The sequence below is a fragment of the Streptomyces sp. NPDC033177 genome, from assembly GCF_055577715.1.
Genome location: NZ_JBVIPS010000005.1, coordinates 162,884 through 189,036, shown reverse-complemented (window position 1 = coordinate 189,036; position 26,153 = coordinate 162,884). Strand labels below are relative to the sequence as shown.

Genomic DNA, 26,153 nt, shown 5'->3' with positions numbered 1-26,153 from the left:
AAACTCATCCGTCCAATGCATGAACTGGTCATAATCGTTCCCATGATGCATGAGCACAGTTCAGAGCGGCGTCTGTCGCAGAGCAGTTACGTAGGAGACATCGGCTCGGCGGTGTCCGCGCCGGCCGAGCTGACCCCGGAGTCCTGGTCTGCGCTGCTCTCGCCGCGCCTCGCGTACTTCGCGGGAGTCGCGCGCACGGAGCACGTGACGCGGGCCGCGCAGGAGATGCAGGTGCCGCAGTCGACGCTGTCGCGTGCGTTGGTGCGCCTCGAACAGGACCTGGGGGTCGACCTGTTCGCGCGGCACGGCAGGACGGTGTCGCTGACTCCGGCGGGCCGTACGTTCCTGGCCTCCGTCGAGCGGGCGCTCGGCGAGGTGGAACGGGCCGCTGAGTCCGTACGGGCGGACGCGGACCCGGCGTCGGGCAAGGTGGCCTTCGGGTTCCTCCACACGATGGGCTCGGAGACCGTGCCCGGCCTGATCCGCGCCTTCCGCGCCGATCATCCGCGGGTCCGCTTCAGCCTCGTACAGAACTACGGGGAGGCGATGATCGAGCGGCTCCGGGCAGGGGAGCTCGACCTCTGCCTGACGTCGCCCGTGCCGGACGCGCCCGATCTCGTCGCCCGCCGCCTGGACGAGCAGCGCCTGCGCCTGGTCGTGCCGGACGATCACCGCCTCGCTTCCCGCAAGCGGGTGCGTCTCGCGGAGGCGGCGGACGAGGCCTTCGTGACCCTCGAACCCGGCTACGGCCTGCGGCGCATCACGGACGACCTGTGCCAGGAGGCCGGCTTCAAGCCGCGGGTCGCGTTCGAGGGGGAGGAGGCGGAGACGTTGCGGGGCCTGGTGGCGGCGGGGCTGGGGGTGGCCCTGCTCCCACCACCGGCCGTGCCGCGCCCGGGAGTCGTGGAGCTGACGGTGACGGGGCAGCGGGCGGTACGGGAGATCGGCGTGGCGTGGCTGGACGGGCATCCGGATACGCCGCCGGTGGCGGCGTTCAAGAGGTTCTTGCTGGGGCGGAGGGGGCGGCTGCTGCCGGATTAGTTTCTTTCCCCAATCCCGCCCCTTCCCGAAAACCCGCTCTGGCGCGGGGGCCTTGGTGACCGCGATCACCGGCTTCGCCGAGTTCGTCCTCAAACGCCGGACGGGCTGGATACTTCCAGCCCGTCCGGCGTTTGAGGACATTTTGTCGGGGTCCAGGGGGCAGAGCCCCATGGTTTCGGGAAGGGGCGGGATTGGGGAATGCCCCGCAGGGTCCGCCCCCCTCAGTGCCGCATCGACTCCCCGAACCCCGCCGCCAGCGGCATCCGCAGTCCCAGCGGCGGAGGAGCCGCCAGTGCGTCCTCCAGCGGCCGCGCGTAGGCATGTCCGAACAACGAACCCATGACGAAGTCCGATGCCAGCGCCTGGACTTCGGACTGGTGCTGCTGCAACCGGTGGCCGTCGGAGTGGACCTCGAACCGGCACACCTCGCGGTTCGCCTTCTTGGCCCGCGCCGCGAGACGGAACGAGAGCTCGGGGTCGGTCCGTTCGTCGTTCGTGCCGTGCACGATCAGGACCCGCCGCCCGGCAAGCTGCTTCACCGGCTCGGGGGAGGCGGCCACGTCGTCCTCGGGCAGCCAAGGAGCCAGCGCCAGGACGGAGTTGACCGCTTCGTGGCCGCTGGCCCGCAGGGCGGCCCGGCCGCCCATGTCCCGGCCCACGAGGCAGATCGAGACGTCGCCGTAGAGCCGGACGATCTCGTCGGCGGCCCACTCCGCGTCCCGCGCCAGCTGCGCCTGCGCACCGTTCCACCCGCGGCTGCGGTAGTGCACGACGTGCGCGGCCAGTCCCTCCTCGCGACCGTCCTGGGCGAGCCTGCGGCCGAGCGCGCGCATCGCGGAGGCGGCGAACGGGGACGGCTTGCGGTCGGAGGTCTCGTGGCCGCCGGGGAGCAGCAGCACCGCGCCGCTGACCGCCGAAGGACGGGCGCCGATCACGCGTCCGAGCCTGGCCGCGCGCGCGGAATCGGGCGTCGCTTGCTGTGCCATGACAGAACAGTGTCAGAAGCGATGGTGTACGCCACCCGTCCGCGGGGTCACTGTTACGTATCGACCCGTGAGATCTACGCGCGTAGGCGCTAGAGTGCCGAGATGACGAGCCAGACCACCAAAGCCGGTCAGACGGACCGCGAAACGCCCAGCGCCGACCAGATCCGCCGCGCCCCGAAGGTGCTCCTGCACGACCACCTCGACGGCGGCCTGCGCCCCGGCACGATCGTCGACCTCGCCCGCGAGTCGGGTTACGAGGGTCTGCCCGAGACCGACCCCGACAAGCTGGGGATCTGGTTCAGGGAAGCCGCCGACTCCGGTTCGCTGCCGCGCTATCTGGAGACCTTCGCCCACACCTGCGCCGTGATGCAGACGAAGGACGCCCTCAAGCGCGTGGCGGCCGAGTGCGCCGAGGACCTCGCCGAGGACGGCGTCGTCTATGCCGAGATCCGGTACGCCCCCGAGCAGCACCTGGAGCAGGGCCTCACCCTCGAAGAGGTCGTCGAGGCCGTCAACGAAGGCTTCCGGGAGGGCGAGCGGCGCGCGAAGGCCAACGGCCACCGCATCCGGGTGGGCGCGCTGCTGACCGCCATGCGGCACGCGGCCCGTGCCCTGGAGATCGCCGAACTCGCCAACCGCTACCGCGATCTGGGCGTCGTCGGCTTCGACATCGCGGGCGCGGAAGCGGGCTTCCCGCCCACCCGGCACCTCGACGCCTTCGAGTACCTCAAGCGCGAGAACAACCACTTCACCATCCACGCCGGTGAGGCCTTCGGCCTGCCGTCCATCTGGCAGGCCCTGCAGTGGTGCGGCGCCGACCGTCTCGGCCACGGCGTGCGGATCATCGACGACATCCAGGTCGCCGACGACGGCACCGTGAAGCTCGGCCGCCTCGCCAGCTACGTCCGTGACAAGCGCATCCCCCTGGAGATGTGCCCCAGCTCCAACCTGCAGACGGGTGCCGCCGACTCGTACGCCGACCACCCCATCGGTCTGCTCCGCAAGCTGCACTTCCGGGCCACGGTGAACACTGACAACCGCCTGATGTCCGGCACCAGCATGAGCCGCGAATTCGAGCATTTGGTCGGGACTTTCGGCTACACGCTCGACGACATGCAGTGGTTCACAGTCAATGCGATGAAATCAGCGTTCATTCCTTTCGATGAACGCCTGGCCATGATCAATGACGTGATCAAGCCCGGATATGCCGAGCTGAAGTCCGAATGGCTGTTCCGTCAGACCGCCTCCACCAGGGCTTCTGTCGACATGTAACAGGAATTGAAGCAGTTCGGGCGCGGCCGGGAACATTAATTCCCGGTCGCGCTTTTGCTGTTTCGCTGTTTGCGGACCGCCCCTTCACATGTTTACGGTCATGGGCCGCTCAAAAGTCCCCGTCATCAAGGACGCACTGAAGATGAAGCAGTCTGCCGCCAAGACCCTCGGTGTCGCCGCTCTCGGCGCCGCCTTCGCCGCCGCGGGCGCGGGTGCCGCCACCGCCGCGCCGGCCCTGCCCGACGCCACGGGCGCCCTGGGTTCCGCCACCGCCGTGCTCCCCATGGACGCGGTCGGCGAGAAGCTGCCCGCCGGTGGCCCCGAGGCGATCTCCGCCGGCCAGAACGTGCTCGGCAGCACCCTCCAGGCCTCCGCGCCGACCGTGGACAAGCTCGGCGAGAGCATGAAGGACGCCGGCGACCGGGGCAAGCCCGCCGCGGCCGACCCGGTCTCCGGTCTGCTCGGTGGCCTGCCGATCGCCGGCGCCCTGCCCACGCAGGGCCTGCCCCTCCAGGGCCTGCCCCTCCAGGGCCTGCCCACCGAGGGTCTGGGCGTGAACGGTCTGCCGCTCGGCTGATCCTCGCGGTCCCCGCACACGCCGATGGGGCGCACCCTTTTTCGAGGGTGCGCCCCATCGGCGTACGCGTGCGGTGGCGGCGGGGGCCGCCGGTTCACCAGGCTGCCTGCCTGGCCTTGCCCTCGGTGGGCAACAGGACCCAGAGCGCGATGTAGAGCAGGACCTGCGGGCCGGGCAGCAGACACGAGAGCACGAAGATCACGCGCATCGTCGTCGCCGATGTGCCGAAGCGCTTGGAGAGGGCGGCGCACACTCCGCCGATCATCCGGCCGTTGGTGGGGCGGGCAAGGGCGGTCATGGTGGCTCCTTCGTGAACCGTCGGTGTGAGGTCCGGGGCGTGTACCCCGATGACTCAAAGTTACGTTCACGAAGCGGGCGAAAGCGTCGCTCTAAGGTGCGATACCGACCCTGGGAATCGTCGGGGTCGACCCCTGAGACGTGTCCTCCCGCAGGAGGGCCGCCCGATGCTCACCGTCCGTACGGCGGCGGAGCCTGCCCCTGGCCGCGGGCACCACGGCGAGATGCACGAGGGCCATGCCCACGGAATTCAGGAACAGCGAGTCGATGTCGACGACCTGTCCGGGCACCCCGGTCTGCAGCAGCTCGATGCCGAGCGAGATCAGCGCGCCCGCCGCGACCGTCCGCACCAGCGAACCGAGCGGTGACACGTGAACCCGCCCACCGGCGAGCGGAAGCAGCACACCGAGCGGGGCGAGGAGCAGCAGACTGCCGCCTATCTGCCGGGCGGCCTGCACAGGTCCGAGCGCCAGATCCGCCTTGATGCCGGCGAACGGCTGCAGATTCGCCGCGCTGACCCACGGCACGTCCAGTGGACGCAGAGTGAGCCAGCCGACGAACAGAAGATGCGCGACGAGGAGGAATCCTCCTGCCGCACGGAAGCGGATGGCGGCCCCGTGGCCGCCCGAGCCTTGACGCACGCCCCCCAAGACGCGCCCGACGGCAGGATCGGTTCCGCGCATTCACTCCCGGAACACGCACTGTCCTGATCGCACACCGTGACTGTCTTGATCGACTACTGCACGGTCTCGGTGGGCGGAGCCACCGTCCCGGGACGCTGACGGACCGCCTGGGTGCATTCATAGCGGCGCAGCGGGGCGTCGCCGGGTCCGCCCATGATCACCTCACGGTCGTCGCCCGCCGCCGCGCTGTCCGCGAACGTGCAAACGATCTGTGCCAGAGCGAACGCCGACAGATCCTCCGGGGACGTGCTGAACCGCAGCGTGTCCTCAGGGTCGCCCTGCCCGGGGCCGGCGACGACCGTGCCGCCGCGTACGTCCGTCGCGAAGCCCGCCTGCTTCTCCGGGGTCGAAGGCGGCTGCGACAGCTCGTCCAGGAGCGCCTGCGCGATCCGGACCCGGTCCGTCGTCGCCTTCTCAGTGGGGATGCGCACCGACCGGTCGACGGTCACCAGCTGCGCCGCACACACCAGGAAGACCTGCACCGGGACCCCGCTGGACTGCGAGGCGATGCTCGACCCGGACATCACGCAGGGCACCCGCGATGGGCCGGGGCCGAAGTCCGTCGGCACCTCCGTCGAGCGGATGCCGCAGCCCGCGAGCGTCGCGGTCAGCGCGGCGGCGAGGAGTGCGGCGCGCAGCTTCCGGCGGTTCATCGTGCCTCTCCCTCGACGGCGTCGTCGCCGTCCGTGCCCTCCGCGGCCTCGTCCTCCGGCAGCAGATCCGACGGATCGCGCGGCAGCCACAGCGTGAACACCGCGCCGCCCTTGGGCGAGTTCGCGGCGGTGATCTCACCGCCGTGGATGTGGGCATTCTCCAGGGCGATGGAGAGCCCCAGACCGCTGCCCTCCGACCGCGGCCGGGACGCGCTCGCCTTGTAGAAGCGGTCGAAGACGTGCGGCAGTACGTCCTCGGGGATGCCGGGTCCGCCGTCACGCACCGCGATGACGAGCTTCTCGCCCGCCAGCCGCACCGAGACCTCCACCGGGGAGCCGCCGTGCTTGAGCGCGTTGCCGATCAGGTTCGCCAGGATGACGTCGAGCCGACGCGGGTCGAGCCGCACCATGATGCCGCGCTCCGCGTCCAGCTCGACCGCGTCGAGCCAGGCACGCGCGTCGATGCAGGCCGTGATCTGGTCGGCGATGTCGACGTGGTCCAGGACGAGCCTGGCCGTACCCGCGTCGAAGCGGGTGACCTCCATCAGGTTCTCCACCAGGTCGTTCAGCCGGCGGGTCTCACTGACCACGAGCCGCACGGCGGGCTCGATCATCGGATCGACGGACCCGGTCTCGGCGTCCAGCTCCTCCTCCAGGACCTCCGTCACCGCGGTGATCGCGGTCAGCGGCGTACGCAGCTCGTGCGACATGTCGGCGACGAAGCGCCGCGACGCCTCGTCACGGGCGCTCATGTCGTCGACCTTCTTCTCCAGGCTCTCCGCCGTCCGGTTGAACGTCCGTGACAGATCGGCCAGTTCATCCGTGCCCGACACCCGAAGGCGCGTGTCCAGCTTGCCCTCGCCGAGCCGCCGCGCGGCAACCCCGAGCCGGTGCACCGGCTTGAGCACGGTGGTCGCCGCGGCCTGCGCGAGCAGCGCGGAACCGATGAGCGCGAGCCCCGTGGCGATGGCGAGCGACCAGCCGAGCGAACTCAGGTCCTTCGCCTCCGGCTCGAGGGACTTGAGCATGTAACCGGTCGGCCCGCCGCCGATGACCTTGGCACCGCCCACCAGGTACGGGGTGCCGCCCTCGACGGTCCGCTGCCAGTACAGGTGGTACGGGCTCTTGTTGCTGGAGGTGAGCGGCTGCTCCTTGTTCACCGTCTTGCGCAGGGACTTGGGCACGTCGGCGAGCGTGAAGGCGTCCAGGTCGGAGTAGCCGACGATCGTGTCACCGTCGGCGTCCTTCCCGATCAGGAGCACGCTGTAACGCTGGCTGCTGTTGGCCATCGTCCCGGCGGCCTGCTGCAGCTCGTCCTGGGTCGGATTGGGCGGCAGCGCACCGGCGCGGGTCTGCATCTCCTGCTGGAAGTCCTTCAGGGCCGCGTCCTGCGCGCGCGTCAGGACCGCCTCGCGGTTCAGCCAGTACGCGATCCCCGAGGCCGTCACGGCGGCGGTGAGCGCCACCAGACCGAACACCACGACAAGCCGGAGCCTGAGGCTCGTGAAGCGCAGTCCCGCCATGATCGCCTTGCGCGCCGCGGCCCAACCGCGGAGCTTGTCCTGCGGTTTGGTCACTGAGGAGTGTCCAGCCGGTAGCCCACTCCACGCACCGTACGGATCAGCGTCGGCGAGGACGGCACGTCCTCCACCTTCGCGCGCAGCCGCTGCACACACGCGTCGACGAGCCGGGAGTCACCGAGGTAGTCGTGCTCCCACACCAGACGCAGCAACTGCTGCCGTGAGAGCGCCTGTCCGGGCCTGCGGCTCAGCTCCAGGAGCAGCCGCAGCTCGGTCGGCGTGAGCTGCAGATCCTCGCCGTTCTTCGTGACGGTCATCGCGGCGCGGTCGATGACGAGCGAACCGAACGTCGCCGCGTCATTCGCCTCGCGCTCACCGCGGCGAAGCACCGCGCGGATACGGGCGTCGAGCACCCGGCCCTGCACGGGTTTCACCACATAGTCGTCGGCTCCGGACTCCAGCCCGACGACCACGTCGATGTCGTCGCTGCGCGCGGTCAGCAGGATGATCGGCAACTGGTCGGTGCGCCGGATGCGACGGCACACCTCGAAGCCGTCGATGCCCGGCAGCATCACATCCAGCACGATCAGGTCCGGCCGCTGCTCACTGAGCAGCTTCAGGCCGTCCTCGCCGGTGGCAGCAGTGGCCACCCGATGCCCTTGGCGGGTGAGCGAAAGCTCAAGGGCCGTACGGATGGCGTCGTCGTCCTCGATCAGCAACAGGGAAGGCACGGACGTCATTCTGTCCCATGGCACGGGCACAGTTCGACTGTTGGCGGGCTCCCACACTTCTCCCCTACACATGGAAGGCCTGTTGCAGGCCTGTGACAGTCGGCGGACACCGTCATGAAGTGGGTCCGGCAGAGTTCTGGTCACACGGAAAAAGCCGGACTCCACCGACGGGGGGCGCGAGATGAACACACTGCACAGCACCAGCTCAAGCGCAGTAATCACGCGTCTCCACGACGTGATCCGGCCTGCCGAGAGGCACGAGAAGTCCGGTGCCGTGAGCGGGCGGGGGTGCGCTCGCGGCACCGGGCGTCAGCACACCGCGTACATGACGGTGGTTGACGCGTTCCCGGGGGAAACCCGCGGGAACGACGGGGGAACCGATGGGGGGGCTCACGGGGGAGCCGCGTACAGGGAGGACACGGGGGAGCGCACCACAGCGTCGGAGGTGGAGTTCACCGCCTACGTCCAGGAGCGTCGTGCCTCCCTGTACGCAACTGCCTATCACCTGACCGGTGACCGTTTCGAGGCCGAGGACCTGCTTCAGAGTGCCCTCTTCTCGACGTACCGGGCCTGGGACAGGATCAGCGACAAGGCCGCGGTCGGCGGGTACCTCCGCCGCACCATGACCAACCTGCACATCAGCGCCTGGCGGCGCCGCAAGCTCAACGAATACCCGACCGAGGAGCTGCCGGAGACGGCGGGCGACACGGACGCGATGCGTGGCACCGAACTCCGTGCGGTTCTCTGGCAGGCCCTGGCCCGCCTCCCCGAACTGCAGCGGACGATGCTGGTCCTGCGTTACTACGAGGGCCGCACGGACCCCGAGATCGCCGACATCCTCGACATCAGCGTGGGCACGGTGAAGTCCAGCATCTGGCGCTCCCTGCGCCGGCTGCGCGAGGACGACGTCCTCAGCTTCGGCCGTGACCAGGAGGAGTCCTTCGGCGAGTTGGTCGCCTAGGGATCACGGGGGGCCGCCGCTCCCGGGGGGAGGCGGCGGTAGCAGGGGGGACACGGGGGAAAAACGGGGATCACGGGGGATCCACGGGGGAAACAAGTGGCGGGACCGGAAGGCCGGGGGGTCTTTCCGGTCCTTCTGCTTTTGGTACGGGGTGATCGGGCGGGTGGGTGGGAGAGATCCGTCGCGAACGGCGCTCTGGGTCTGGTGAGCCGCTCCCCCCGCGGAGCTACGCGGCGTCGGCGCGAGCCTTGGCGCACCGCCCGGCGGCAGCCGCCGCGAGCCGGCCAAGGGCCTCGTCCTTCCCGCAGGGATGGCAGCCGAGGGCGGTCTGCCGGGCGACGATCGCGCGCTCGGCCCGCATCAGCCGCCACCCGCGCCGCAGCAGGAACGCCACGGACTTCCGGCCTTCGCGCAGGTCGCGCAGAAGCCGCCGGCGGTAGGTGGTGGACGGCCGCCCCCGCAGACAGATCGCGTCGGCGAGCACCCCGATCTCCCGGCACCGCTCCACGATGTCCGCGGCGAAGATGCCCTCGGCGATGAAGAGGGGTGTGCGCTCGATGTCCATCGCCGTCTCGCCCGTACGCGAGCTGGTGGCGATGTCGTAGACGGGGATGCGCGTACGTCCCGTGCGGCACAGCTGCTCGATGGCGGCGACGGCGACGTCCGTGTCCCAGGAGTCGGGGGAGTCCCAGTCGATGTCCGTGCTGCCGGGGACCTGCGGCAGTGTCGGGTCGTCGTGCTCCTTGTAGAAGTCGTCGAGGCACAGGACGGGCAGCCCGGTGAGAGCGGCGAACGACGACTTGCCTGAGCCCGAGGGGCCGGCGAGCAGCACGACTCGGGTGGGTATCGGGGGATGGGAACTCACGAGAGAACAGTGTGCTGCATTGACCCGCCCAGGCGACCCGAAGGGTAGGGCTTTGGTACCCGCATCGCTCCTCAACTACGCTACGTGCACATCTGATTACCCAAGCGGATAAGGGCGGAACCCATGGCACGGCACGCAACAGCCTCCAAGCACCTCTCCCGCGTCCTGCTGCGAGCGGGTCTGACGGTCACCGTCGCGGGCACGGCGCTCGGCATCGGCGGCGCGGCGACGGCGAACGCCGCGCCGGCCCCCACGCCGCCGGCCTCCGACAATCTGCCGGCGGCCGGCGCGGGGGTGCTCCGGGCGGTGGAGGAGGTCGCCGGGGGTGGGCTCGGGCCCGTCAAGGAGTTGAAGATCAACCCGCTGGCGGGTACGGGATCCGACCCGCTGGACAACGCCCTTGGCACCCAGGTCGCGGACTTCAAGCCGGTCTCGACGGCGCCGTTGACCGCCCCGCTGGCCCAGGGCGGTGGATCGCTGAGCGACCTGCCGGTGGTGGGTCCGGCCACGGGGCTGCTGCCCGGCTAGCCGCTCGGCGCGCGGTGGTGTGGCGAAGCCCCGGCCCTCCTGGACGGAGGAGGACCGGGGCTTCGCCGTGCGCAGTGGCTTCAGGTGGCTTGGAGCGGCCTCAGTACGAGGAGCCGGACGCGCCCAGTGAACCCGTGGGGTGCCAGACCGTCTTGGTCTCCAGGAAGGCCGTCAGACGGTGTGTGCCCGGATCGGCCGACCAGTCCACAGGCTGTGGACGGACGACGCGCTTCAGGTTGTCCGCGGCGGCGACCTCGAGCTCCTTGGCCAGGTCGTCGTCCTCGACGCCCGCGAGGTCGATCGCGTTCACGTCCTGGTGCGCGGCGAGCGAGGGGGTGATCTCCGCCGCCTTGCCGGACAGGATGTTCACGACGCCGCCCGGCAGGTCGGAGGTGGCGAGCACCTCGCCGAGCGAGAGCGCGGGGAGCGGGGAGTCCTCGCTGGCGATCACCACGGCCGTGTTGCCGGTCGCGATCACCGGGGCGATGACGGACACCAGGCCGAGGAACGACGACTTCTGCGGGGCGACGACCGTCACCACGCCCGTCGGCTCCGGCGAGGAGAGGTTGAAGAAGGGCCCCGCTACCGGGTTTCCGCCGCCTACGAGCTGGGCGATCTTGTCGGTCCAGCCCGCGTACCAGACCCAGCGGTCGATCGCGGCGTCCACCTCGGCGGCGGCCTTCGACTTGGAGAGCCCCTCCGCCTCGGCGACCTCGCGCACGAACTGGTCCCTGCGGCCCTCCAGCATCTCCGCGACGCGGTACAGGATCTGGCCGCGCAGATAGGCCGTCTTGCCGGCCCAGCCGCCCTGCGCCTTGCGCGCGGCCACGACCGCGTCACGGGCGTCCTTGCGGGAGGACAGCGGGGCGTTGGCCAGCCACTTGTTCTTCGAGTCGGACACCTCGTACACCCGGCCGCTCTCGCTGCGGGGGAACTTGCCCCCGACGTACAGCTTGTAGGTCTTGAAGACGCTCAAACGCTGCTCAGACATCGAGGTAAGCCTCCAGGCCGTGGCGACCGCCCTCGCGGCCGTAACCCGATTCCTTGTAGCCGCCGAAGGGCGAGGTCGGGTCGAACTTGTTGAACGTGTTGGCCCAGATGACGCCTGCGCGGAGGCGCTCGGCGACCGCGAGGATGCGGGAGCCCTTCTCCGTCCAGATGCCGGCGGAGAGGCCGTACTGCGTGTTGTTGGCCTTGGCGACGGCCTCTTCCGGCGTGCGGAACGTCAGCACCGAGAGCACCGGGCCGAAGATCTCGTCGCGGGCGACGGTGTGCGCCTGCGTGACGTTCGTGAAGAGGGTCGGCGCGAACCAGTAGCCGGAGGACGGCAGTTCACACGGAGCGGACCAGCGCTCGGCGCCCTCCGCCTCGCCCGTCTCGGTGAGCGCGGTGATGCGGGCGAGCTGCTCGGCGGAGTTGATCGCGCCGATGTCCGTGTTCTTGTCCAGCGGGTCGCCCAGGCGCAGGGTGGTCAGCCGCCGCTTGAGCGCGTGCAGCACCTCGTCCTGGACCGACTCCTGTACGAGGAGGCGCGATCCCGCGCAGCAGACCTGGCCCTGGTTGAAGAAGATGCCGGTGACGATGCCTTCGACGGCCTGGTCGATGGGGGCATCGTCGAAGACGATGTTCGCGCCCTTGCCGCCCAGTTCGAGCGTGACCTTCTTGTCCGTGCCCGCGACCTGGCGCGCGATGGCCTTGCCGACGGCGGTCGAGCCGGTGAAGGCGACCTTGTTCACGTCCGGGTGGGCGGTGAGGGCCGCGCCCGCGTCGCCGTACCCGGGAAGGATGTTGACGACGCCCTTGGGCAGGCCTGCCTGGCGGCAGATGTCCGCGAAGAACAGGGCGCTCAGGGGCGTGGTCTCGGCGGGCTTCAGGACGACCGTGTTGCCCGTGGCGAGGGCAGGGGCGATCTTCCAGGCCAGCATCAGGAGCGGGAAGTTCCAGGGGATGACCTGGCCCGCGACACCGAGCGGCCTCGGGTTCGCGCCGTACCCCGCGTGGTCGAGCTTGTCGGCCCAGCCCGCGTAGTAGAAGAAGTGCGCGGCGACCAGGGGGAGGTCGGCGTCGCGCGTCTCCTTGATGGGCTTGCCGTTGTCGAGGGTCTCCAGGACGGCCAGTTCGCGGCTGCGCTCCTGGATGATCCTGGCGATCCGGAAGAGGTACTTGGCGCGCTCGGCGCCCGGCAGCGCCGACCACTTCTCGAAGGCCCTGCGGGCGGCCTTCACCGCGCGGTCGACGTCTTCGGAGGAGGCCTGCGCGACTTCGGAGAGGACCTCTTCGGTGGAGGGCGAGACGGTCTTGAAGACCTTGCCGTCGGCCGCCTCCACGAACTCGCCGTCGATGAACAGGCCGTACGACGGCGCGATGTCGACGACGGAGCGGGACTCCGGAGCGGGTGCGTAGTCAAAGGGCGTGGAAGTCATGGGTCAGTCCACCGTGACGTAGTCGGGGCCGGAGTAGCGGCCCGTGGCCAGCTTCTGGCGCTGCATCAGCAGGTCGTTGAGGAGTGATGAGGCGCCGAAACGGAACCAGTGGTTGTCCAGCCAGTCCGTGCCCGCGGTCTCGTTCACCAGGACGAGGAACTTGATCGCGTCCTTGGTGGTGCGGATGCCGCCCGCGGGCTTCACGCCGACCTGTACCCCGGTCTGCTCGCGGAAGTCGCGTACGGCCTCCAGCATCAGGAGGGTGTTCGCGGGGGTGGCGTTGACGCCGACCTTGCCGGTCGAGGTCTTGATGAAGTCCGCGCCCGCCAGCATGCCGATCCAGGAGGCGCGGCGGATGTTGTCGTACGTGGACAGCTCGCCGGTCTCGAAGATGACCTTGAGCCGGGCCTCGCCGGAGGCTTCCTTCACGGCGCGGATCTGCTCGAACACCGTCATGTAGTCACCCGCGAGGAAGGCGCCGCGGTCGATGACCATATCGATCTCGTCGGCACCCGCCGCGACGGCCTCGCGGACGTCGCCGAGCTTCACGTCGATGGCGGCGCGGCCCGCGGGGAAGGCGGTCGCGACGGAGGCGACCTTGACCCCGCTGTCGCCGACGGCCTCCTTGGCGGTGGCCACCATGTCCGGATAAACGCAGACCGCGGCGGTCCTCGGCGTGCCGCGGTCGGTCGGGTCGGGGTTCACGGCTTTCGCGCCGAGCGCCCGGACCTTGCCCGGGGTGTCGGCGCCCTCCAGCGTCGTCAGGTCGATCATCGAGATGGCGAGATCGATGGCGTACGCCTTCGCCGTCGTCTTGATCGAACGGGTGCCGAGCGCTGAGGCGCGTGCCTCCAGGCCGACCGTGTCGACGCCGGGCAGCCCGTGGAGGAAGCGGCGCAGCGTGCGGTCCGACGCTGTGACGTCCGTCAGCGCGTGTGCGATGGGGGCGGATGCATGGGGCATGGTCACGAGGGGAGCATATCTACGCGCGTAGCGGCTGTACAGAGGTGGGTCACTCCGGGGTGATCCGTCGGGCGGACGTCCCCGCGGGAGCCCCGGGGCGGACCTCAGGCAGAATCAGGGGTATGACCGACCCCCAGCCCCCCGTGGCGGAGCCCGAGTACCCCGAGTACAAAGACCGGACCTACCGGTCGTCCGGCGGCATCGCCGGAGGCGTCCTGCTGCTCGCCCTCGGCGGCTGGCTCGGCATCGACGCGATGATCCGGGGGGAGGGCCGCACCCCGTGGCTCGCGCTCGCCGGGCTGCTCCTGGCGGTGCCGGTCGTCGTCGCCTTCACCGTGCGCCCCGCCGTGTACGCCAACGACGACCGGCTGCGCATCCGCAACCCCTTCCGGACGATCACGCTGCCGTGGGCGTCCGTCTCGGGGCTGCGCTCCGGGTACTCCAACGAGGTCTTCACGCAGGCCGGCACCAAATACCAGCTCTGGGCCATCCCGGTCTCCCTGCGCGGCCGCAAGAAGGCCGCGCGGAGGAGTGCGCAGGGGGCGGCCGCCGGTGACCCGAGCGTCGGCGGCCCGGGTCTCCGGGCTTCGCTGAGGTCCGGGCACTCGTCGTCCCCGCGCGCCGCGGGGGACCAGATCATGGACGACCTGCGCGACCTGTCCGAGCAGCGTGCCACCGCGAAGTCCGCGCAGGGCGAGCCCGTGGTGCGCTGGGGCTACGAGATCCTCGCGCCCGCCGTGGCCGGTGCGGTGCTGCTCGTGGTGGTGCTGGCCGTCGGCTGACGACCGCGCTCACGGTGGGCCCATCCACGCAAGGAGCATGTGGCCGCCGAGCGCCGCCGATGTCACTGCCGCGACCACCGTCACCGTCACGGCGACGTGCGTCCGCGCGCGGGACAGCGCCGCCGCGAGCGGCAGCAGCAGGGGGAAGCCGGGGAGCAGGAAGCGGGCCCGGGGGAAGTAGACCCCCTTGCTGCCGAGCACGATCAGGAGCAGCAGGCCCGTGAAGACAAGGAGCGGCAGCGGCTGCCGGTCGCCCACCGACAGGACGAACAGCGCCACCGACGCGAGCAGCGTCGCCGTCACCATCATCAGGAACAGCTGCGGCCGCTGTTCCGACAGCAGGTCCGTCGCGGTCCGCAGCGTCGCCGCCCCGCCGTCCCACTCGTTGTGCCACAGCTTCTGTACGGCGAAGTAGCCGTCCCAGCGGCCGAGTCGCAGCCCCACCCAGCCGACGTACGAGAGCCAGCCGAGCGGGGCGAGCAGGGCGCCCACGAGCATGCGTACGCGGCGGCCGGTGCCGCCCCCTCCGTGGCGCGCGCGCCACAGCGCGAGCAGCGCCGTCAGGGACACCGCCGCCGCGAGCGCCACTCCCGTGGGGCGGGTCAGCCCCGCGAGCGCGGTCAGCGAAGCCGCCCAGACCCAGCGCCCGGTGAGCACGGCGTACAGCGCCCACGCGGTGAGCGCCGTGAAGAGCGACTCCGTGTAGCCCATCCACTGCACGAGCGCGACGGGGAGCGAACCCCAGAGGACGGCGAGCAGGACGCCCGCCCTGCGTCCGTACAGGCGGTCGCCCACCGCGAAGATCCCCCACGCCGCGAGGAACGAACAGGCGACGGCGATCGCGAGCCCCACGGCCCCGCGCGGCTCCGGGACGAGGAGAGTGCCCGCCCTGATGAGCAGCGAGTGCAGCGGGAAGAAGGCGAGGTTGTTCGCGTCGACCTGCGTGCCCAGGGTGTCCGCGTACCCCTTGTCGGCGATCTTCAGATACCAGTCGCAGTCCCACGATTCCGCCAGCAGATGCCAGACGTCCCGGTGCTCCCTGCGCGCCCACACGGCGAAGACCAGGGCGCCGAAGAGGCGTACGGCGGCGTACGCGAGGAGCGCGGGCGTCGCGCGGCGCAGGGCGCGGAGGGCGCGTGCGCGGCGGCCGGGGGAGCGGCCCGGAGTGCTGCGGGGGCGGCGGGGCGGGGCGACGACCCGGGGTGTCGCGGCGGACACCGGTGCGGTCGGGGTGGTCTCAGGGGTCGGTCCGTACGGCACTGCGGCAGCTCCTGGAACGTGATCGTGCGCTGCCGGTCACCCTTCCTGGGGGACCGGCAGCGCACCGGATCACTGCGGCGGCTGCGCCGACCGAACCACCCGGACGGGTGGCTGAGCTGCAGCCACCCGCCTGCGGGCGTTCGCTAGATGCCCGCGGCGGCGGACAGGTCGCGCTTGATCGCCGTGAGGCGGTCCGTCGCCTCGGTGCGGGCGGCGGGCAGTCCGTCCCGCGCCGAGACCGGGACCACCACCTCCAGGTAGCACTTCAGCTTCGGCTCCGTGCCGCTCGGGCGCACGATGACGCGGGCCCCGTCGAGCGTGTAGCGCAGGCCGTCCGTGGGCGGCAGCGTGTCCGTGCCCTGGGTGAGGTCCTCGGCCTTGGTCACGGGCAGCCCCGCGAGCGCCGTCGGGGGCTGCTCCCGCAGACGGCGCATCGCGTCCGCGATCAGCGAGAGGTCCTCCACGCGGACCGACAGCTGGTCGGTGGCGTGCAGGCCGTGCTCCACGGCCAGGTCGTCCAGGAGGTCGAGGAGCGTGCGTCCCTGCTCCTTCAGCTCGGACGCCAGCTCGGTGAGGAGCAGCGCCGCCGTGATGCCGTCCTTGTCGCGTACGCCTTCGGGGTCCACGCAGTAGCCGAGGGCCTCTTCGTAGCCGTAGCGCAGGCCCTCCACGCGGGCGATCCACTTGAAGCCGGTGAGGGTCTCCTCGTACGCGAGACCCGCCTTCTCCGCGATCCGGCCGAGCAGGGACGAGGAGACGATCGACTCGGCGAACGTGCCGCGGGCGCCCCTGCGCACGAGGTGCGCCGCCAGGAGTGCGCCGACCTCGTCGCCCCGGAGCATGCGCCAGTCCGTGCCGTCGGGGCCGTCCTTGACCGCCGCCGCGCAGCGGTCCGCGTCCGGGTCGTTGGCGATGATCAGGTCCGGGTCCACCTCGCGGGCCTTCGTGAAGGAGAGGTCCATCGCGCCCGGCTCCTCCGGGTTGGGGAACGCGACGGTCGGGAAGTCCGGGTCGGGCTCCGCCTGCTCGGTGACGAGCTCCGGGGCGGGGAACCCGGCCCGCTCGAACGCCGCGAGGAGGGTGTCCTTGCCGACGCCGTGCATCGCCGTGTAGACGGTGCGGGCGGTACGGGGGGAGCCGGGGGCCAGGACGGCGTCCGTACGGGCCAGGTAGGCGTTCAGGACGTCGTCGCCGAGGGTCTCCCAGCCGGACTCCGGGCGGGGTACGTCGTGCAGGCTCGGCACCGCGTCGATCTGCGCGGCGATCTCCGCGTCCGCGGGCGGCACGATCTGGGAGCCGTCGCCCAGGTAGACCTTGTAGCCGTTGTCGCGCGGCGGGTTGTGGCTCGCCGTCACCTCCACGCCCGCGACCGCGCCGAGGTGCCGTATGGCGAAGGCGAGTACGGGGGTGGGGAGCGGGCGGGGGAGCACCGCCGCCCTGAGTCCGGCGCCGGTCATGACGGCGGCGGTGTCGCGCGCGAAGTCCGCGGACTTGTGGCGGGCGTCGTAGCCGATGACGACGAGGCCGTCGGTCTGACCCTGGGCCTTCAGGTACGCGGCGAGGCCTGCTGCCGCGCGGATGACCACGGAGCGGTTCATGCGCATGGGGCCCGCGCCGAGTTCGCCGCGGAGGCCTGCGGTGCCGAACTGGAGGGTGCCGCTGAAGCGGGCGGTCAGCTCTTCGGTGTCCGCGGTGTCGATGAGCTTCGCGAGTTCCTCGCGGGTCTCGATGTCCGGGTCCTCGGCCAGCCAGGCCTGGGCCCGCGCGATGAGTTCGGAGTCGTCCAGCACGGTTCTTCAGCCTCTCGTATGCGGGGTTCTGTGCGGGCCGGGTATGGCTACCCGAGCCCGGGGCGGGTGCGGGGTGGGGTGCCCGGGCGGTTGGGTTCCGGGGCGGCCCCCGGTGCGTCTACCCGTTGCGGGCCGGGGGGCTTGCCTGGCTTGGGCCGGGTGTGCGGCTGACTGGTGCGGCCCGGTGGGGCCTTTCTGTCCCACCGCTTCGCGGTGGATCTTTCCCTCCCACCCACCCGTTCACCCCGCGGCGGCACGGGCTTACGCACCTGCCCGACGCTGCGGGGTAAACGATGGGTGGGCTCGATGCTGCGGGGCAAACGGGTGGGTGGGAGGGAAGGCCTGTACGGCAACCAGCGCTCCGGGCCACCAAGGCACAGTGCAGGGGCGCTCCCCGGGGGGAAAGCCCCAGGCCAACCGAAGCGCCCCACAGGCCAAGGCGGCCCCGCCAGGAAAAGCTAGATGCGGCCCAAGACGTCGCCCAGGAGTTCGCCCATGCGCGTGGCGCTGTCGCGGCCCGCCTGGAGGACCTCCTCGTGGTTCAGGGGCTCACCCGTCATACCCGCGGCGAGGTTCGTGACCAGGGAGATGCCGAGCACCTCCGCGCCCGCCTCGCGCGCGGCGATCGCCTCGAGGACCGTCGACATGCCCACCAGGTCCGCACCGATGGTGCGGGCCATGCGGATCTCCGCCGGAGTCTCGTAGTGCGGGCCGGGGAACTGCGCGTAGACGCCCTCTTCGAGGGAGGGGTCGATCTCCTTGCAGAGGGTGCGCAGCCGCGGGGAGTACAGATCCGTGAGGTCCACGAAGTTCGCGCCGACGATCGGCGACGTGGCCGTCAGGTTCAGGTGATCGCTGATCAGGACCGGCTGACCGGGACGCATGCCCTCGCGCAGACCGCCGCAGCCGTTCGTCAGCACGATCGTCTTGCAGCCCGCGGCCACCGCCGTACGCACGCCGTGCGCGACGGCGGCCACGCCACGGCCCTCGTAGTAGTGGGTGCGGCCCAGGAAGACCAGGGCACGCTTCTCACCGATCTTGATGGAGCGGATGCGGCCACCGTGTCCCTCCACCGCCGGCATCGGGAAGCCGGGAAGGTCGGTGACGGGGAACTCGGCGTCGGGCTCGCCGAGGGCGTCCACGGCCGGCGCCCAGCCGGAGCCCATCACGAGGGCCACGTCGTGGGTCTCGGCGCCCGTCAGCTCACGCAGGCGCGTGGCGGCGGCGTCGGCGGCGGCGTAGGGGTCGCCCTGGTCGTCCGAAATAACTGAAGCGTTCACGCGGACGAGAGTAGCCGCTCTCGCCCTACGCGCGTAGATGACGATGCTCACGGGATTCGGATCGTTGTCTTGTCGTTTCCGACGAGAGCCCCGGAGCGGGAGGGGAACGGGAGGGAGCAGTAGGGGAGCGGCGCCTAGCAAGGGCGCTTGCGGAGCTCCATCACATAGTCGTGCGGCGCCCCCGCGGTCTCCGCCGCGTCAGCCAGCTCCCCCAGATAACGCGCTGACGGCAGGCCGCCCTCGTACCCGTTGAGTACGTACACCCAGGCGGGTTCCTCGCCGTCCAGGGTGTGCACCCGCACCCGCATCCTGCGGTAGACGTCGAGCCCCACGCCCTCCCAGCGGTCCATGGAGTCCTCGTCCATGGGGGCGACGTCGTACAGCGTCACGAAGACCTGCGAGCGCGGCGCCTCCACGATGGTGGCAAGCGCGCCCTCCCACCCCATGTGCTCCCCGCCGAACGTCAGCCGCCAGCCGTTCAGCCAGCCCGTCTGGCGCAGCGGCGAGTGCGGGGCGCGGCGGGACATGAGCCGCGGATCCAGATTGCCGGCGTACGCGGCGTAGAGCGACATGTGGTCGAGGGTACGGCAGGTGACGCGTGCGTCCCTCCGGTGCGCACAGGCCCCTCCAGTAGGCAGAACGGCCGGATGGAGCCCCCGGGGCGAAGCACCTTGAAGCGTGCGGGACAATGGAGTACGTGACTCGGATCGTGATCATTGGCGGCGGACCCGGCGGATACGAGGCGGCACTCGTTGCCGCCCAGCTCGGCGCGGAGGTGACCGTCGTCGACTGCGACGGCTTGGGCGGGGCGTCGGTGCTCACCGACTGCGTCCCGTCCAAGACTCTGATCGCCACGGCCGAGGTGATGACCACCTTCGACTCCTCGTACGAGGAACTGGGCATCATCGTCGCGGACGACACCCCGCACATCGACACCCCCGCCCGCGTCGTCGGCGTCGACCTCGGCAAGGTCAACCGCCGTGTGAAGCGCCTCGCGCTCGCGCAGTCCCACGACATCACCGCGTCCGTCACGCGTGCGGGCGCGCGCGTGCTGCGCGGCCGTGGCCGCCTGGAGGGCCAGCAGGACACCGACGGCTCGCGCAAGGTCATCGTGCGCGCGGCCGACGGCACCGAGGAGACCCTCGTGGCCGACGCCGTGCTGATCGCCACCGGCGGGCACCCGCGCGAGGTCCCGGACGCCCAGCCCGACGGCGAGCGCATCCTGAACTGGACCCAGGTGTACGACCTGGACGAGCTCCCCGAGGAGCTCATCGTGGTCGGCTCCGGTGTCACCGGTGCCGAGTTCGCCGGCGCCTACCAGGCGCTCGGGTCGAACGTCACGCTCGTGTCGAGCCGCGACCGCGTGCTGCCCGGCGAGGACCCGGACGCCGCCGCCGTCCTGGAGGACGTCTTCCGGCGCCGCGGCATGAACGTCATGTCCCGCTCGCGTGCCGCCTCCGCCAAGCGGGTCGGCGACCGCGTGGAGGTGACGCTCAACGACGGCCGCGTCATCTCCGGCACGCACTGTCTGATGGCCGTGGGTGCCATCCCCAACAGCAGCGGAATGGGCCTGGAGGAGGCCGGGGTCCGGCTCAAGGACTCCGGGCACATCTGGACCGACAAGGTCTCGCGCACCTCCGCGCCGGGCGTGTACGCCGCCGGTGACGTGACCGGGATCTTCGCTCTGGCCTCCGTCGCCGCCATGCAGGGGCGCATCGCGATGTACCACTTCCTGGGCGACGCGGTGACGCCGCTGAACCTGAAGACCGTCTCGTCGAACGTCTTCACCGACCCCGAGATCGCGACCGTCGGCTACAGCCAGTCAGACGTCGACGGCGGCAAGATCGACGCCCGCGTCGTCAAGCTGCCGCTCCTTCGCAACCCGCGCGCGAAGATGCAGGGCATTCGCGACGGATTCGTCAAGATCTTCTGCCGTCCGGGTACGGGCATCGTGGTGGGCGGTGTGGTCGTCGCGCCGCGCGCCTCGGAACTGATCCACCCCATCTCGATCGCGGTCGACAACAATCTGACGGTCGAGCAGATCGCGAATGCGTTCACCGTGTATCCATCCCTTTCGGGCTCGATCGCCGAGGTCGCGCGTCAGCTCCACACGCGGAAGTCGGCGGGCGAAGCCTGATCGCGGACCGATCGTCGGTTGAACGCCGAATGATCGGAGCCGGTCCGGGGTAAGAACTCCGCGCAGGTCACGGGCTGTTGTCGCCCATTCGCCCGGCATAGGCGGGGGGAGTAGGCACCTATACCACTTCCCACCCTGTCGTGCGAACAACTTCTGTAATTCGGCGCAAACTGCTGAAAGCAGACGGTCGTTGGGGTTACTGTCAGTTTCGTGTTCGCTGCAGAACGTCGCCAATTGATCCTCGAAATGGTGCGAGCCAACGGAGCTGTATCGCTCCGGGAGCTCGCCCGCGTCGTCCAGACCTCCGAAGTGACCGTACGGCGGGACGTGCGCGCGCTGGAGGCAGAAGGACTCCTCGACCGCAGACATGGCGGTGCGGTATTGCCGGGCGGATTCACGCGGGAGTCCGGCTTTCCGCAGAAATCACATCTCGCGACCGCCGAGAAGACGGCCATCGCCGATCTCGCGGCGGGACTCGTCGAAGAAGGCGAAGCCATCGTCGTCGGGGCGGGTACGACCACGCAGGAGCTGGCCCGACGGCTCGCGCGGGTGCCCGGTCTGACCGTCGTCACCAATTCCCTTTTGGTGGCGCAGGCCCTGGCTCATGCCAACCGCGTCGAGGTCGTCATGACCGGCGGCACCCTGCGCGGTTCCAACTACGCGCTCGTGGGCAGCGGGGCCGAACAGTCCCTGCAGGGCTTGCGGGTCTCGCGCGCCTTCTTGTCGGGCAGTGGTCTGACCGCCGAACGCGGGCTCTCCACGTCCAACATGCTCTCGGCGAGCGTGGACCGTGCGCTCGTCCAGGCCGCGGCCGAGGTCGTGGTCCTCGCCGACCACACCAAGCTCGGCACCGACACGATGTTCCAGACGGTGCCGACGGACGTCATCACGCGCCTGGTCACGGACGAACCGCCCACGCACGACGACCGCGCGGCCACCGAGCTGCAGGCCCTGGCCGATCAGGGCGTGCAGATCGCCGTCGCCGGCGGGGCCGCGAGCTCCAACTCCGGGCCGGGGGTGGATTCCGTCCCGGCGCGGCAACCGCGCCGGGACGTGCCACTGCCGGGACAGCGCCGTAACCACGGCGGTCACGGGGCAGGGCCCGGGGCGCAGTTGCGCAGTGCGGTGCTCGGGGAGCAGCAGCCCGGGGAGCGGGCCGCGCGGGTGGCGGATCTACGCCGCCGCTGAACCGGCCGTGGCCGCCGGGGCCGGACCGCGGTCTTCGGGTGCCGATCCTTCGGCCTTCAGGCCGCGCAGGGTCAGCATCAGGAGGCGGTCGGCCAACTCGGGCTCGTCGGGGGTCTCTTCGGCGGCCAGCGCGATCGCGTTGGTCAGCTGCATCAGGTCGCCGATCGAGACGCCCTGGCGTACGGCGCCGGCCTCCTGGGCCCGCAGGAGCAGGGCCGTGCCCGCCTCACGCATGGGCCTGTTGCATCGGGAGAGTGCCGAACTGTCGTCGTGCGACGCCGACATGAGGGCGCGGGAGAGCCCGCGGTACTCACCCGCATGAGTGATGATGGCGCGGAGCCAGGTCACCAGGGCCGAGCAGGGCTGCGGATCTTCGAGCAGCGCGCTGGAGCGGTCCAGGAGGTCGCTCACCGCCTCTTCGAAGACGGCGCTCATCAGGGCGTGCCGGTTGGGGAAGTGGCGGTAGAGGGTGCCGATGCCTACGTTCGCGTGGCGGGCGATTTCTTCCAGCGAGGCGCTTGTGCCGTGCTCTGCGAAGGCTTTGCGGGACTCTGCGAGGAGACGGTCGTAGTTGCGGCGCGCGTCCGCTCTTTTCAAGCGGGGGCGCTCTTGCGGGCTCTCTGCCTCTGCCATGGCGGGCCTCCCTGACCTGAACGTACGCGTGCCTCAAGTCTGCCCGAAGCTCGCGCACCGTCTGTCACCGGCTTCGCCGAGTTCGTCCTCAAACGCCGGACGGGCTGGATACTTCGCTGGCCGGGCCGGATGCTCCGGCCCGGCCAGCAGACAGTATTGCTCTGCGAGTCAGTCCTTGATCTCGCAGATCACCGCGCCGGACGTCAGGCTCGCGCCGACCTCCGCCGTGAGGCCCTTGATCGTGCCCGAGCGGTGCGCGTTGAGGGGCTGTTCCATCTTCATGGCCTCCAGGACGACGACCAGGTCGCCCTCCTGCACCTCCTGGCCCTCCTCGACAGCGATCTTGACGATCGTGCCCTGCATCGGAGAGGCGAGGGTGTCGCCGGAGGCCGCCGGGCCCGACTTCTTCGCCGCGCGGCGCTTGGGGCGGGCCCCGCCCGCCGCTGCCGTGCGGGCGATGGTCATGCCAAGCGAGGAGGGGAGCGATACCTCGAGACGCTTGCCGCCGACCTCGACGACCACCGTCTCGCGGCCCGGCTCCTCGTCCGTCTCGGCGTCCGCCGTCGCGGAGAACGCGGGGATCTCGTTCACGAACTCGGTCTCGATCCAGCGGGTGTGGACCGTGAACGGGTCGGTGGAGCCGGTCAGTTCGGGGGCGAACGCCGGGTCCTTGACGACCGCGCGGTGGAACGGGATGGCCGTGGCCATGCCCTCCACGGTGAACTCCTCAAGGGCGCGCGCGGCCCGCTGCAGGGCCTGCTGGCGCGTCGCACCGGACACGATCAGCTTGGCGAGGAGCGAGTCCCACGCCGGGCCGATGACGCTGCCGGACTCCACGCCCGCGTCCAGGCGCACGCCCGGACCCGACGGCGGGGCGAACTCGGTCACGGTGCCGGGGGCGGGCAGGAAGCCGCGGCCCGGGTCCTCGCCGTTGATGCGGAACTCGAAGGAGTGGCCGCGCATCTCGGGGTCGCCGTAGCCCAGTTCCTCGCCGTCGGCGATGCGGAACATCTCGCGGACCAGGTCGATGCCGGTGATCTCTTCGGTGACCGGGTGCTCGACCTGGAGACGGGTGTTGACCTCCAGAAAGGAGATCGTGCCGTCGGTGCCGACGAGGAACTCGACGGTGCCGGCGCCCTCGTAGCCCGCTTCCTTCAGGATCGCCTTCGACGCCGCGTACAGCTCGGCGTTCTGGGCCTCGCTCAGGAACGGCGCGGGGGCCTCCTCCACCAGCTTCTGGTGGCGGCGCTGGAGCGAGCAGTCACGGGTGGAGACGACGACCACGTTGCCGTGCTTGTCGGCCAGGCACTGCGTCTCCACGTGCCGCGGCTTGTCGAGGTAACGCTCCACGAAGCACTCGCCGCGGCCGAAGGCGGCGACGGCCTCGCGCACCGCGGAGTCGTACAGCTCGGGCACCTCTTCGAGGGTCCGGGCCACCTTCAGACCGCGCCCGCCGCCACCGAAGGCGGCCTTGATCGCGATCGGCAGGCCGTGCTCCTCGGCGAAGGCCACGACCTCGTCGGATCCGCTGACGGGGTCCGGCGTACCGGCCACCAGCGGGGCGCCCGCGCGCTGCGCGATGTGCCGGGCGGCGACCTTGTCACCGAGGTCACGGATTGCTTGCGGCGGCGGGCCGATCCAGATCAGGCCCGCGTCCAGTACGGCCTGCGCGAAGTCGGCGTTCTCCGAAAGGAAGCCGTAGCCGGGGTGGACCGCGTCCGCCCCCGCGTCCTTGGCCGCAGCCAGCACCTTGGAAATGTCCAGGTAGCTGGTGGCCGGAGTGTCACCGCCCAGCGCGAACGCCTCATCTGCCGCACGTACATGCAGAGCATCCCGGTCAGGATCTGCGTAGACGGCTACGCTCGCGATCCCTGCATCCCGGCATGCCCGAGCAACGCGGACAGCGATTTCGCCACGGTTGGCGATGAGCACCTTGCGCACGATGGCTCCCTCCTTGAAACAAGCCGAGTTTAGGGACTGCCGACACGACCTTTCGACCCGTCCCCAATGGTGAGCTTGCCCACACGGAGCGTGATCCGGGCCTGCCCGTACCGCGAAATCCCTTGTCGCACCACGGTACGCAGGGTCCCTTACGGGCAGACTAACGTCCCGGTGTGGCCAAGGTCTCTGTGAGAGCGTGCTGCGGCAGGGGGCCAATCTTTGTGGAGTCCCTACGAATGGCCCAATGATTCTTTGCCATCGGCCAGGCCCTTGTCCCCCGGTTTACCCGTTAGTAGCGTTCGCGATGTCTGGCACGTACTGGCGGTAACAGTGGAAGAGGGTGGGCGCCGTGGCGCGTAGACCGGTGGCCTTGGTGGGCGCGATCGTGCTCCTGGTGGAGGCGGTGGGCATCGCACTCCTCAACTGGTTCCTCGGGCTTGTCGTGAACAAGCAGGACATGTCCCTCGCCGGGCTCGACCCGCACGCGATGTCCGTCTCGACGTGGATCGCGGGCGGAGTCTTCGGCCTCTACCTCGCGCTGTGCGGTGTCGTCATGGCGCGCTCGGGGATCAGCGACCGCGCGCCCGGCCGCTTCGGCCGACTGCTGCTGATCAGCGCCGCCGTGGTGCACGCGCTGCTCGGGGCGTTCTCGGTGGGCCTGGTGGGCTGGCCCGCCTTCGTCTTCATGATGGTCGTGCTCGGCCTGATCGTCCTGACGCTCGTGGCGTACGACAGGAAGCCCGGCGGGGTCGCCGACGAGCCGCGCACCGGCAACGGGTCAGCGGGCGGCGCCGCTCCGGAGAACGGCGCCCCACAGCCCGCCTGAGCGTCCCTGAGGCGGCGCGGTCCTACTCGGCCGCCCACAACTCGGTGATCCCGACGCCCAATTCGGACAACAGGCGGCGCAGCAGCGGCAGCGAGAGGCCGATGACGTTGCCGTGGTCGCCCTCGATCGAGTCGACGAAGGGGGCCGAGCGTCCGTCGAGCGTGAACGCGCCCGCCACGTGCAGGGGTTCGCCGCTCGCCACGTACGCGGCGATCTCCTCGTCGGAAGGGTCCCCGAAGCGGACGACGGTCGACGCGACCGCCGACACATGGCGGTCGGCCGCGGTGTCGTACACGCAGTGGCCGGTCTGCAGGACGCCCGCGCGTCCGCGCATCGCCTTCCAGCGGGCCGTGGCCTCCTCGGCGTCAGCGGGCTTGCCGAGCGCCTGACCGTCCAGTTCGAGGACCGAGTCGCAGCCGATGACCAGGGCGCCCTTTACCTCCGGGCGCGCCGAGACGACCGATGCCTTGGCCTCGGCCAGGGCCAGGGCGAGCTCGGCGGGCGTGGGTGCGGAGATCGCGTCCTCGTCGACCCCGCTGACGATCACCTCGGGGGCGAGACCGGCCTGGCGCAGGAGGCCGAGCCGGGCGGGGGACTTGGAGGCGAGGACGAGGCGGCGGGGCTGTCGGGGCTGATCACTCATGCGGTCAGGTTAGCGAGCCACGCCGGATGCGTCGGCGGACGTCTCTAGTGCATGCCCAGGACGAACATCGCGATGACCATGGCCAGGGCGAGGACGAGCCCCGCACGGCGCATCTTCGCCTGCATGTCCCGCATGTCCTTTGGCGGGTTGTCCTCCGGGTCAGACCACAGCAT

The 26,153-nt window shown here is 70.6% G+C and carries 27 protein-coding genes; 9 read left to right on the top strand and 18 right to left on the bottom strand.

Annotated elements, in window-relative coordinates:
- Positions 1–42 precede the first annotated feature (42 nt).
- Complete coding sequence (locus tag ACZ5U5_RS18935) at positions 43–1,041, top strand: LysR family transcriptional regulator (RefSeq protein WP_469022886.1); 999 nt, start codon at positions 43–45, stop codon at positions 1,039–1,041.
- Between the two features lie 221 nt (positions 1,042–1,262).
- Here the strand turns inward: ACZ5U5_RS18935 and ACZ5U5_RS18930 are convergent, their stop codons facing one another.
- Positions 1,263–2,027: a prolyl oligopeptidase family serine peptidase gene (locus ACZ5U5_RS18930; protein ID WP_469022883.1), complete on the bottom strand. Its 765-nt coding sequence runs from the start codon at positions 2,025–2,027 to the stop codon at positions 1,263–1,265.
- 102 nt (positions 2,028–2,129) lie between these two features.
- On the opposite strand from ACZ5U5_RS18930, the gene ACZ5U5_RS18925 reads away from it, so the two are divergent.
- Positions 2,130–3,299 carry an adenosine deaminase gene (locus ACZ5U5_RS18925; protein ID WP_469022881.1) on the top strand — a complete coding sequence of 390 codons (1,170 nt, stop codon included), beginning with the start codon at positions 2,130–2,132 and terminating at the stop codon, positions 3,297–3,299.
- Between the two features lie 142 nt (positions 3,300–3,441).
- Entirely contained in the window at positions 3,442–3,876 is a 435-nt protein-coding gene (locus ACZ5U5_RS18920) for an ATP-binding protein (RefSeq protein WP_469023723.1), read from the top strand.
- Between the two features lie 94 nt (positions 3,877–3,970).
- Here the strand turns inward: ACZ5U5_RS18920 and ACZ5U5_RS18915 are convergent, their stop codons facing one another.
- The 5 genes from ACZ5U5_RS18915 to afsQ1 all read right to left on the bottom strand — a co-directional run bounded on the left by ACZ5U5_RS18915 (position 3,971) and on the right by afsQ1 (position 7,760).
- Positions 3,971–4,174, bottom strand: coding sequence for a PspC domain-containing protein (locus ACZ5U5_RS18915; protein WP_469022878.1), 204 nt, complete (start codon positions 4,172–4,174; stop codon positions 3,971–3,973).
- Positions 4,175–4,265: 91 nt separating this feature from the next.
- Positions 4,266–4,856, bottom strand: coding sequence for a VanZ family protein (locus tag ACZ5U5_RS18910; RefSeq protein WP_469022876.1), 591 nt, complete (start codon positions 4,854–4,856; stop codon positions 4,266–4,268).
- A gap of 53 nt (positions 4,857–4,909) precedes the next feature.
- Positions 4,910–5,509 carry a hypothetical protein gene (locus ACZ5U5_RS18905; protein WP_469022873.1) on the bottom strand — a complete coding sequence of 200 codons (600 nt, stop codon included), beginning with the start codon at positions 5,507–5,509 and terminating at the stop codon, positions 4,910–4,912.
- Positions 5,506–7,086, bottom strand: coding sequence for an ATP-binding protein (locus ACZ5U5_RS18900; protein WP_469022871.1), 1,581 nt, complete (start codon positions 7,084–7,086; stop codon positions 5,506–5,508). Before ACZ5U5_RS18900 ends, ACZ5U5_RS18905 begins: the two co-directional genes overlap by 4 nt.
- On the bottom strand, positions 7,083–7,760 hold the full coding sequence (gene afsQ1, locus ACZ5U5_RS18895) for a two-component system response regulator AfsQ1 (RefSeq protein WP_030562528.1): 678 nt from the start codon (positions 7,758–7,760) through the stop codon (positions 7,083–7,085). Before afsQ1 ends, ACZ5U5_RS18900 begins: the two co-directional genes overlap by 4 nt.
- A 181-nt stretch (positions 7,761–7,941) precedes the next feature.
- Between afsQ1 and ACZ5U5_RS18890 the strand changes: the two genes are divergently transcribed.
- On the top strand, positions 7,942–8,721 hold the full coding sequence (locus ACZ5U5_RS18890; RefSeq protein ID WP_469022868.1) for a SigE family RNA polymerase sigma factor: 780 nt from the start codon (positions 7,942–7,944) through the stop codon (positions 8,719–8,721).
- Positions 8,722–8,947: 226 nt separating this feature from the next.
- On the opposite strand, the gene ACZ5U5_RS18885 is transcribed toward ACZ5U5_RS18890, so the two are convergent.
- Positions 8,948–9,586 carry a uridine kinase family protein gene (locus ACZ5U5_RS18885; protein ID WP_469022866.1) on the bottom strand — a complete coding sequence of 213 codons (639 nt, stop codon included), beginning with the start codon at positions 9,584–9,586 and terminating at the stop codon, positions 8,948–8,950.
- Between the two features lie 123 nt (positions 9,587–9,709).
- On the opposite strand from ACZ5U5_RS18885, the gene ACZ5U5_RS18880 reads away from it, so the two are divergent.
- Positions 9,710–10,114: a hypothetical protein gene (locus tag ACZ5U5_RS18880; RefSeq protein ID WP_469022863.1), complete on the top strand. Its 405-nt coding sequence runs from the start codon at positions 9,710–9,712 to the stop codon at positions 10,112–10,114.
- A gap of 100 nt (positions 10,115–10,214) precedes the next feature.
- On the opposite strand, the gene ACZ5U5_RS18875 is transcribed toward ACZ5U5_RS18880, so the two are convergent.
- The 3 genes from ACZ5U5_RS18875 to deoC are packed head-to-tail and all read right to left on the bottom strand — an operon-like array spanning position 10,215 to position 13,500.
- On the bottom strand, positions 10,215–11,105 hold the full coding sequence (locus ACZ5U5_RS18875) for an aldehyde dehydrogenase family protein (protein WP_469022860.1): 891 nt from the start codon (positions 11,103–11,105) through the stop codon (positions 10,215–10,217).
- A complete protein-coding gene (locus ACZ5U5_RS18870) occupies positions 11,098–12,537 on the bottom strand; it encodes an aldehyde dehydrogenase family protein (RefSeq protein WP_469022856.1) in 1,440 nt (479 codons plus the stop codon). The genes ACZ5U5_RS18875 and ACZ5U5_RS18870 overlap by 8 nt, the downstream gene beginning before the upstream one ends.
- Positions 12,538–12,540: 3 nt before the next feature.
- Positions 12,541–13,500, bottom strand: coding sequence for a deoxyribose-phosphate aldolase (gene deoC, locus ACZ5U5_RS18865; protein WP_469023720.1), 960 nt, complete (start codon positions 13,498–13,500; stop codon positions 12,541–12,543).
- A 122-nt stretch (positions 13,501–13,622) separates the two neighbouring features.
- Here deoC and ACZ5U5_RS18860 point away from each other — a divergent pair, with 122 nt between their 5' ends.
- On the top strand, positions 13,623–14,282 hold the full coding sequence (locus ACZ5U5_RS18860) for a PH domain-containing protein (protein ID WP_469022854.1): 660 nt from the start codon (positions 13,623–13,625) through the stop codon (positions 14,280–14,282).
- Between the two features lie 9 nt (positions 14,283–14,291).
- Here ACZ5U5_RS18860 and ACZ5U5_RS18855 read toward each other — a convergent pair whose 3' ends face one another.
- The 4 genes from ACZ5U5_RS18855 to ACZ5U5_RS18840 form a co-directional block, all read right to left on the bottom strand.
- Positions 14,292–15,542, bottom strand: a complete 1,251-nt coding sequence (locus tag ACZ5U5_RS18855) for a hypothetical protein (protein ID WP_469022852.1) — start codon at positions 15,540–15,542, stop codon at positions 14,292–14,294.
- Positions 15,543–15,685: 143 nt separating this feature from the next.
- The gene (locus ACZ5U5_RS18850; protein WP_469023718.1) at positions 15,686–17,329 is read right to left on the bottom strand and encodes a phospho-sugar mutase; all 1,644 of its coding nucleotides are present in this window, start codon (positions 17,327–17,329) and stop codon (positions 15,686–15,688) included.
- A gap of 461 nt (positions 17,330–17,790) precedes the next feature.
- Positions 17,791–18,612 (bottom strand): purine-nucleoside phosphorylase, encoded by an 822-nt coding sequence (locus ACZ5U5_RS18845; RefSeq protein ID WP_363208889.1) that lies wholly within the window; start codon positions 18,610–18,612, stop codon positions 17,791–17,793.
- 134 nt (positions 18,613–18,746) lie between these two features.
- Positions 18,747–19,184, bottom strand: coding sequence for a gamma-glutamylcyclotransferase family protein (locus tag ACZ5U5_RS18840; protein ID WP_344523525.1), 438 nt, complete (start codon positions 19,182–19,184; stop codon positions 18,747–18,749).
- Between the two features lie 116 nt (positions 19,185–19,300).
- Between ACZ5U5_RS18840 and ACZ5U5_RS18835 the strand changes: the two genes are divergently transcribed.
- Together ACZ5U5_RS18835 and ACZ5U5_RS18830 are read left to right on the top strand one after the other, a co-directional pair.
- The gene (locus ACZ5U5_RS18835; RefSeq protein WP_469022847.1) at positions 19,301–20,749 is read left to right on the top strand and encodes an NAD(P)H-quinone dehydrogenase; all 1,449 of its coding nucleotides are present in this window, start codon (positions 19,301–19,303) and stop codon (positions 20,747–20,749) included.
- A gap of 210 nt (positions 20,750–20,959) precedes the next feature.
- Complete coding sequence (locus ACZ5U5_RS18830; protein WP_469022844.1) at positions 20,960–21,937, top strand: DeoR/GlpR family DNA-binding transcription regulator; 978 nt, start codon at positions 20,960–20,962, stop codon at positions 21,935–21,937.
- Here the strand turns inward: ACZ5U5_RS18830 and ACZ5U5_RS18825 are convergent.
- Both ACZ5U5_RS18825 and ACZ5U5_RS18820 read right to left on the bottom strand, forming a co-directional pair.
- Entirely contained in the window at positions 21,923–22,570 is a 648-nt protein-coding gene (locus ACZ5U5_RS18825) for a TetR/AcrR family transcriptional regulator (RefSeq protein WP_469022842.1), read from the bottom strand. The two genes, ACZ5U5_RS18830 and ACZ5U5_RS18825, sit on opposite strands and share 15 nt — an antisense overlap.
- A 168-nt stretch (positions 22,571–22,738) precedes the next feature.
- The gene (locus tag ACZ5U5_RS18820) at positions 22,739–24,511 is read right to left on the bottom strand and encodes an acetyl/propionyl/methylcrotonyl-CoA carboxylase subunit alpha (RefSeq protein WP_469022839.1); all 1,773 of its coding nucleotides are present in this window, start codon (positions 24,509–24,511) and stop codon (positions 22,739–22,741) included.
- A gap of 349 nt (positions 24,512–24,860) precedes the next feature.
- Here ACZ5U5_RS18820 and ACZ5U5_RS18815 point away from each other — a divergent pair, with 349 nt between their 5' ends.
- Positions 24,861–25,337 carry a hypothetical protein gene (locus ACZ5U5_RS18815; protein WP_469022836.1) on the top strand — a complete coding sequence of 159 codons (477 nt, stop codon included), beginning with the start codon at positions 24,861–24,863 and terminating at the stop codon, positions 25,335–25,337.
- A 22-nt stretch (positions 25,338–25,359) separates the two neighbouring features.
- On the opposite strand, the gene ACZ5U5_RS18810 is transcribed toward ACZ5U5_RS18815, so the two are convergent.
- Positions 25,360–25,980, bottom strand: coding sequence for a nucleoside triphosphate pyrophosphatase (locus tag ACZ5U5_RS18810; RefSeq protein WP_469022833.1), 621 nt, complete (start codon positions 25,978–25,980; stop codon positions 25,360–25,362).
- A 44-nt stretch (positions 25,981–26,024) separates the two neighbouring features.
- The gene (gene mmpB, locus ACZ5U5_RS18805; protein ID WP_469022832.1) at positions 26,025–26,153 is read right to left on the bottom strand and encodes a morphogenic membrane protein MmpB; all 129 of its coding nucleotides are present in this window, start codon (positions 26,151–26,153) and stop codon (positions 26,025–26,027) included.

Bases quoted from the DNA above. Each gene is read 5' to 3' on its own strand.
- ACZ5U5_RS18930 (WP_469022883.1), bottom strand. From the start codon at position 2,027: ATGGCACAGCAAGCGACGCCCGATTCCGCGCGCGCGGCCAGGCTCGGA.
- ACZ5U5_RS18925 (WP_469022881.1), top strand. From the start codon at position 2,130: ATGACGAGCCAGACCACCAAAGCCGGTCAGACGGACCGCGAAACGCCC.
- ACZ5U5_RS18880 (WP_469022863.1), top strand. From the start codon at position 9,710: ATGGCACGGCACGCAACAGCCTCCAAGCACCTCTCCCGCGTCCTGCTG.
- ACZ5U5_RS18810 (WP_469022833.1), bottom strand. From the start codon at position 25,980: ATGAGTGATCAGCCCCGACAGCCCCGCCGCCTCGTCCTCGCCTCCAAG.
- ACZ5U5_RS18910 (WP_469022876.1), bottom strand. From the start codon at position 4,856: ATGCGCGGAACCGATCCTGCCGTCGGGCGCGTCTTGGGGGGCGTGCGT.
- ACZ5U5_RS18875 (WP_469022860.1), bottom strand. From the start codon at position 11,105: ATGTCTGAGCAGCGTTTGAGCGTCTTCAAGACCTACAAGCTGTACGTC.
- ACZ5U5_RS18890 (WP_469022868.1), top strand. From the start codon at position 7,942: ATGAACACACTGCACAGCACCAGCTCAAGCGCAGTAATCACGCGTCTC.
- ACZ5U5_RS18905 (WP_469022873.1), bottom strand. From the start codon at position 5,509: ATGAACCGCCGGAAGCTGCGCGCCGCACTCCTCGCCGCCGCGCTGACC.
- ACZ5U5_RS18870 (WP_469022856.1), bottom strand. From the start codon at position 12,537: ATGACTTCCACGCCCTTTGACTACGCACCCGCTCCGGAGTCCCGCTCC.
- deoC (WP_469023720.1), bottom strand. From the start codon at position 13,500: ATGCCCCATGCATCCGCCCCCATCGCACACGCGCTGACGGACGTCACA.
- ACZ5U5_RS18825 (WP_469022842.1), bottom strand. From the start codon at position 22,570: ATGGCAGAGGCAGAGAGCCCGCAAGAGCGCCCCCGCTTGAAAAGAGCG.
- ACZ5U5_RS18860 (WP_469022854.1), top strand. From the start codon at position 13,623: ATGACCGACCCCCAGCCCCCCGTGGCGGAGCCCGAGTACCCCGAGTAC.
- ACZ5U5_RS18840 (WP_344523525.1), bottom strand. From the start codon at position 19,184: ATGTCGCTCTACGCCGCGTACGCCGGCAATCTGGATCCGCGGCTCATG.
- ACZ5U5_RS18915 (WP_469022878.1), bottom strand. From the start codon at position 4,174: ATGACCGCCCTTGCCCGCCCCACCAACGGCCGGATGATCGGCGGAGTG.
- ACZ5U5_RS18920 (WP_469023723.1), top strand. From the start codon at position 3,442: ATGAAGCAGTCTGCCGCCAAGACCCTCGGTGTCGCCGCTCTCGGCGCC.
- ACZ5U5_RS18835 (WP_469022847.1), top strand. From the start codon at position 19,301: ATGGAGTACGTGACTCGGATCGTGATCATTGGCGGCGGACCCGGCGGA.
- mmpB (WP_469022832.1), bottom strand. From the start codon at position 26,153: ATGCTGTGGTCTGACCCGGAGGACAACCCGCCAAAGGACATGCGGGAC.
- ACZ5U5_RS18935 (WP_469022886.1), top strand. From the start codon at position 43: ATGATGCATGAGCACAGTTCAGAGCGGCGTCTGTCGCAGAGCAGTTAC.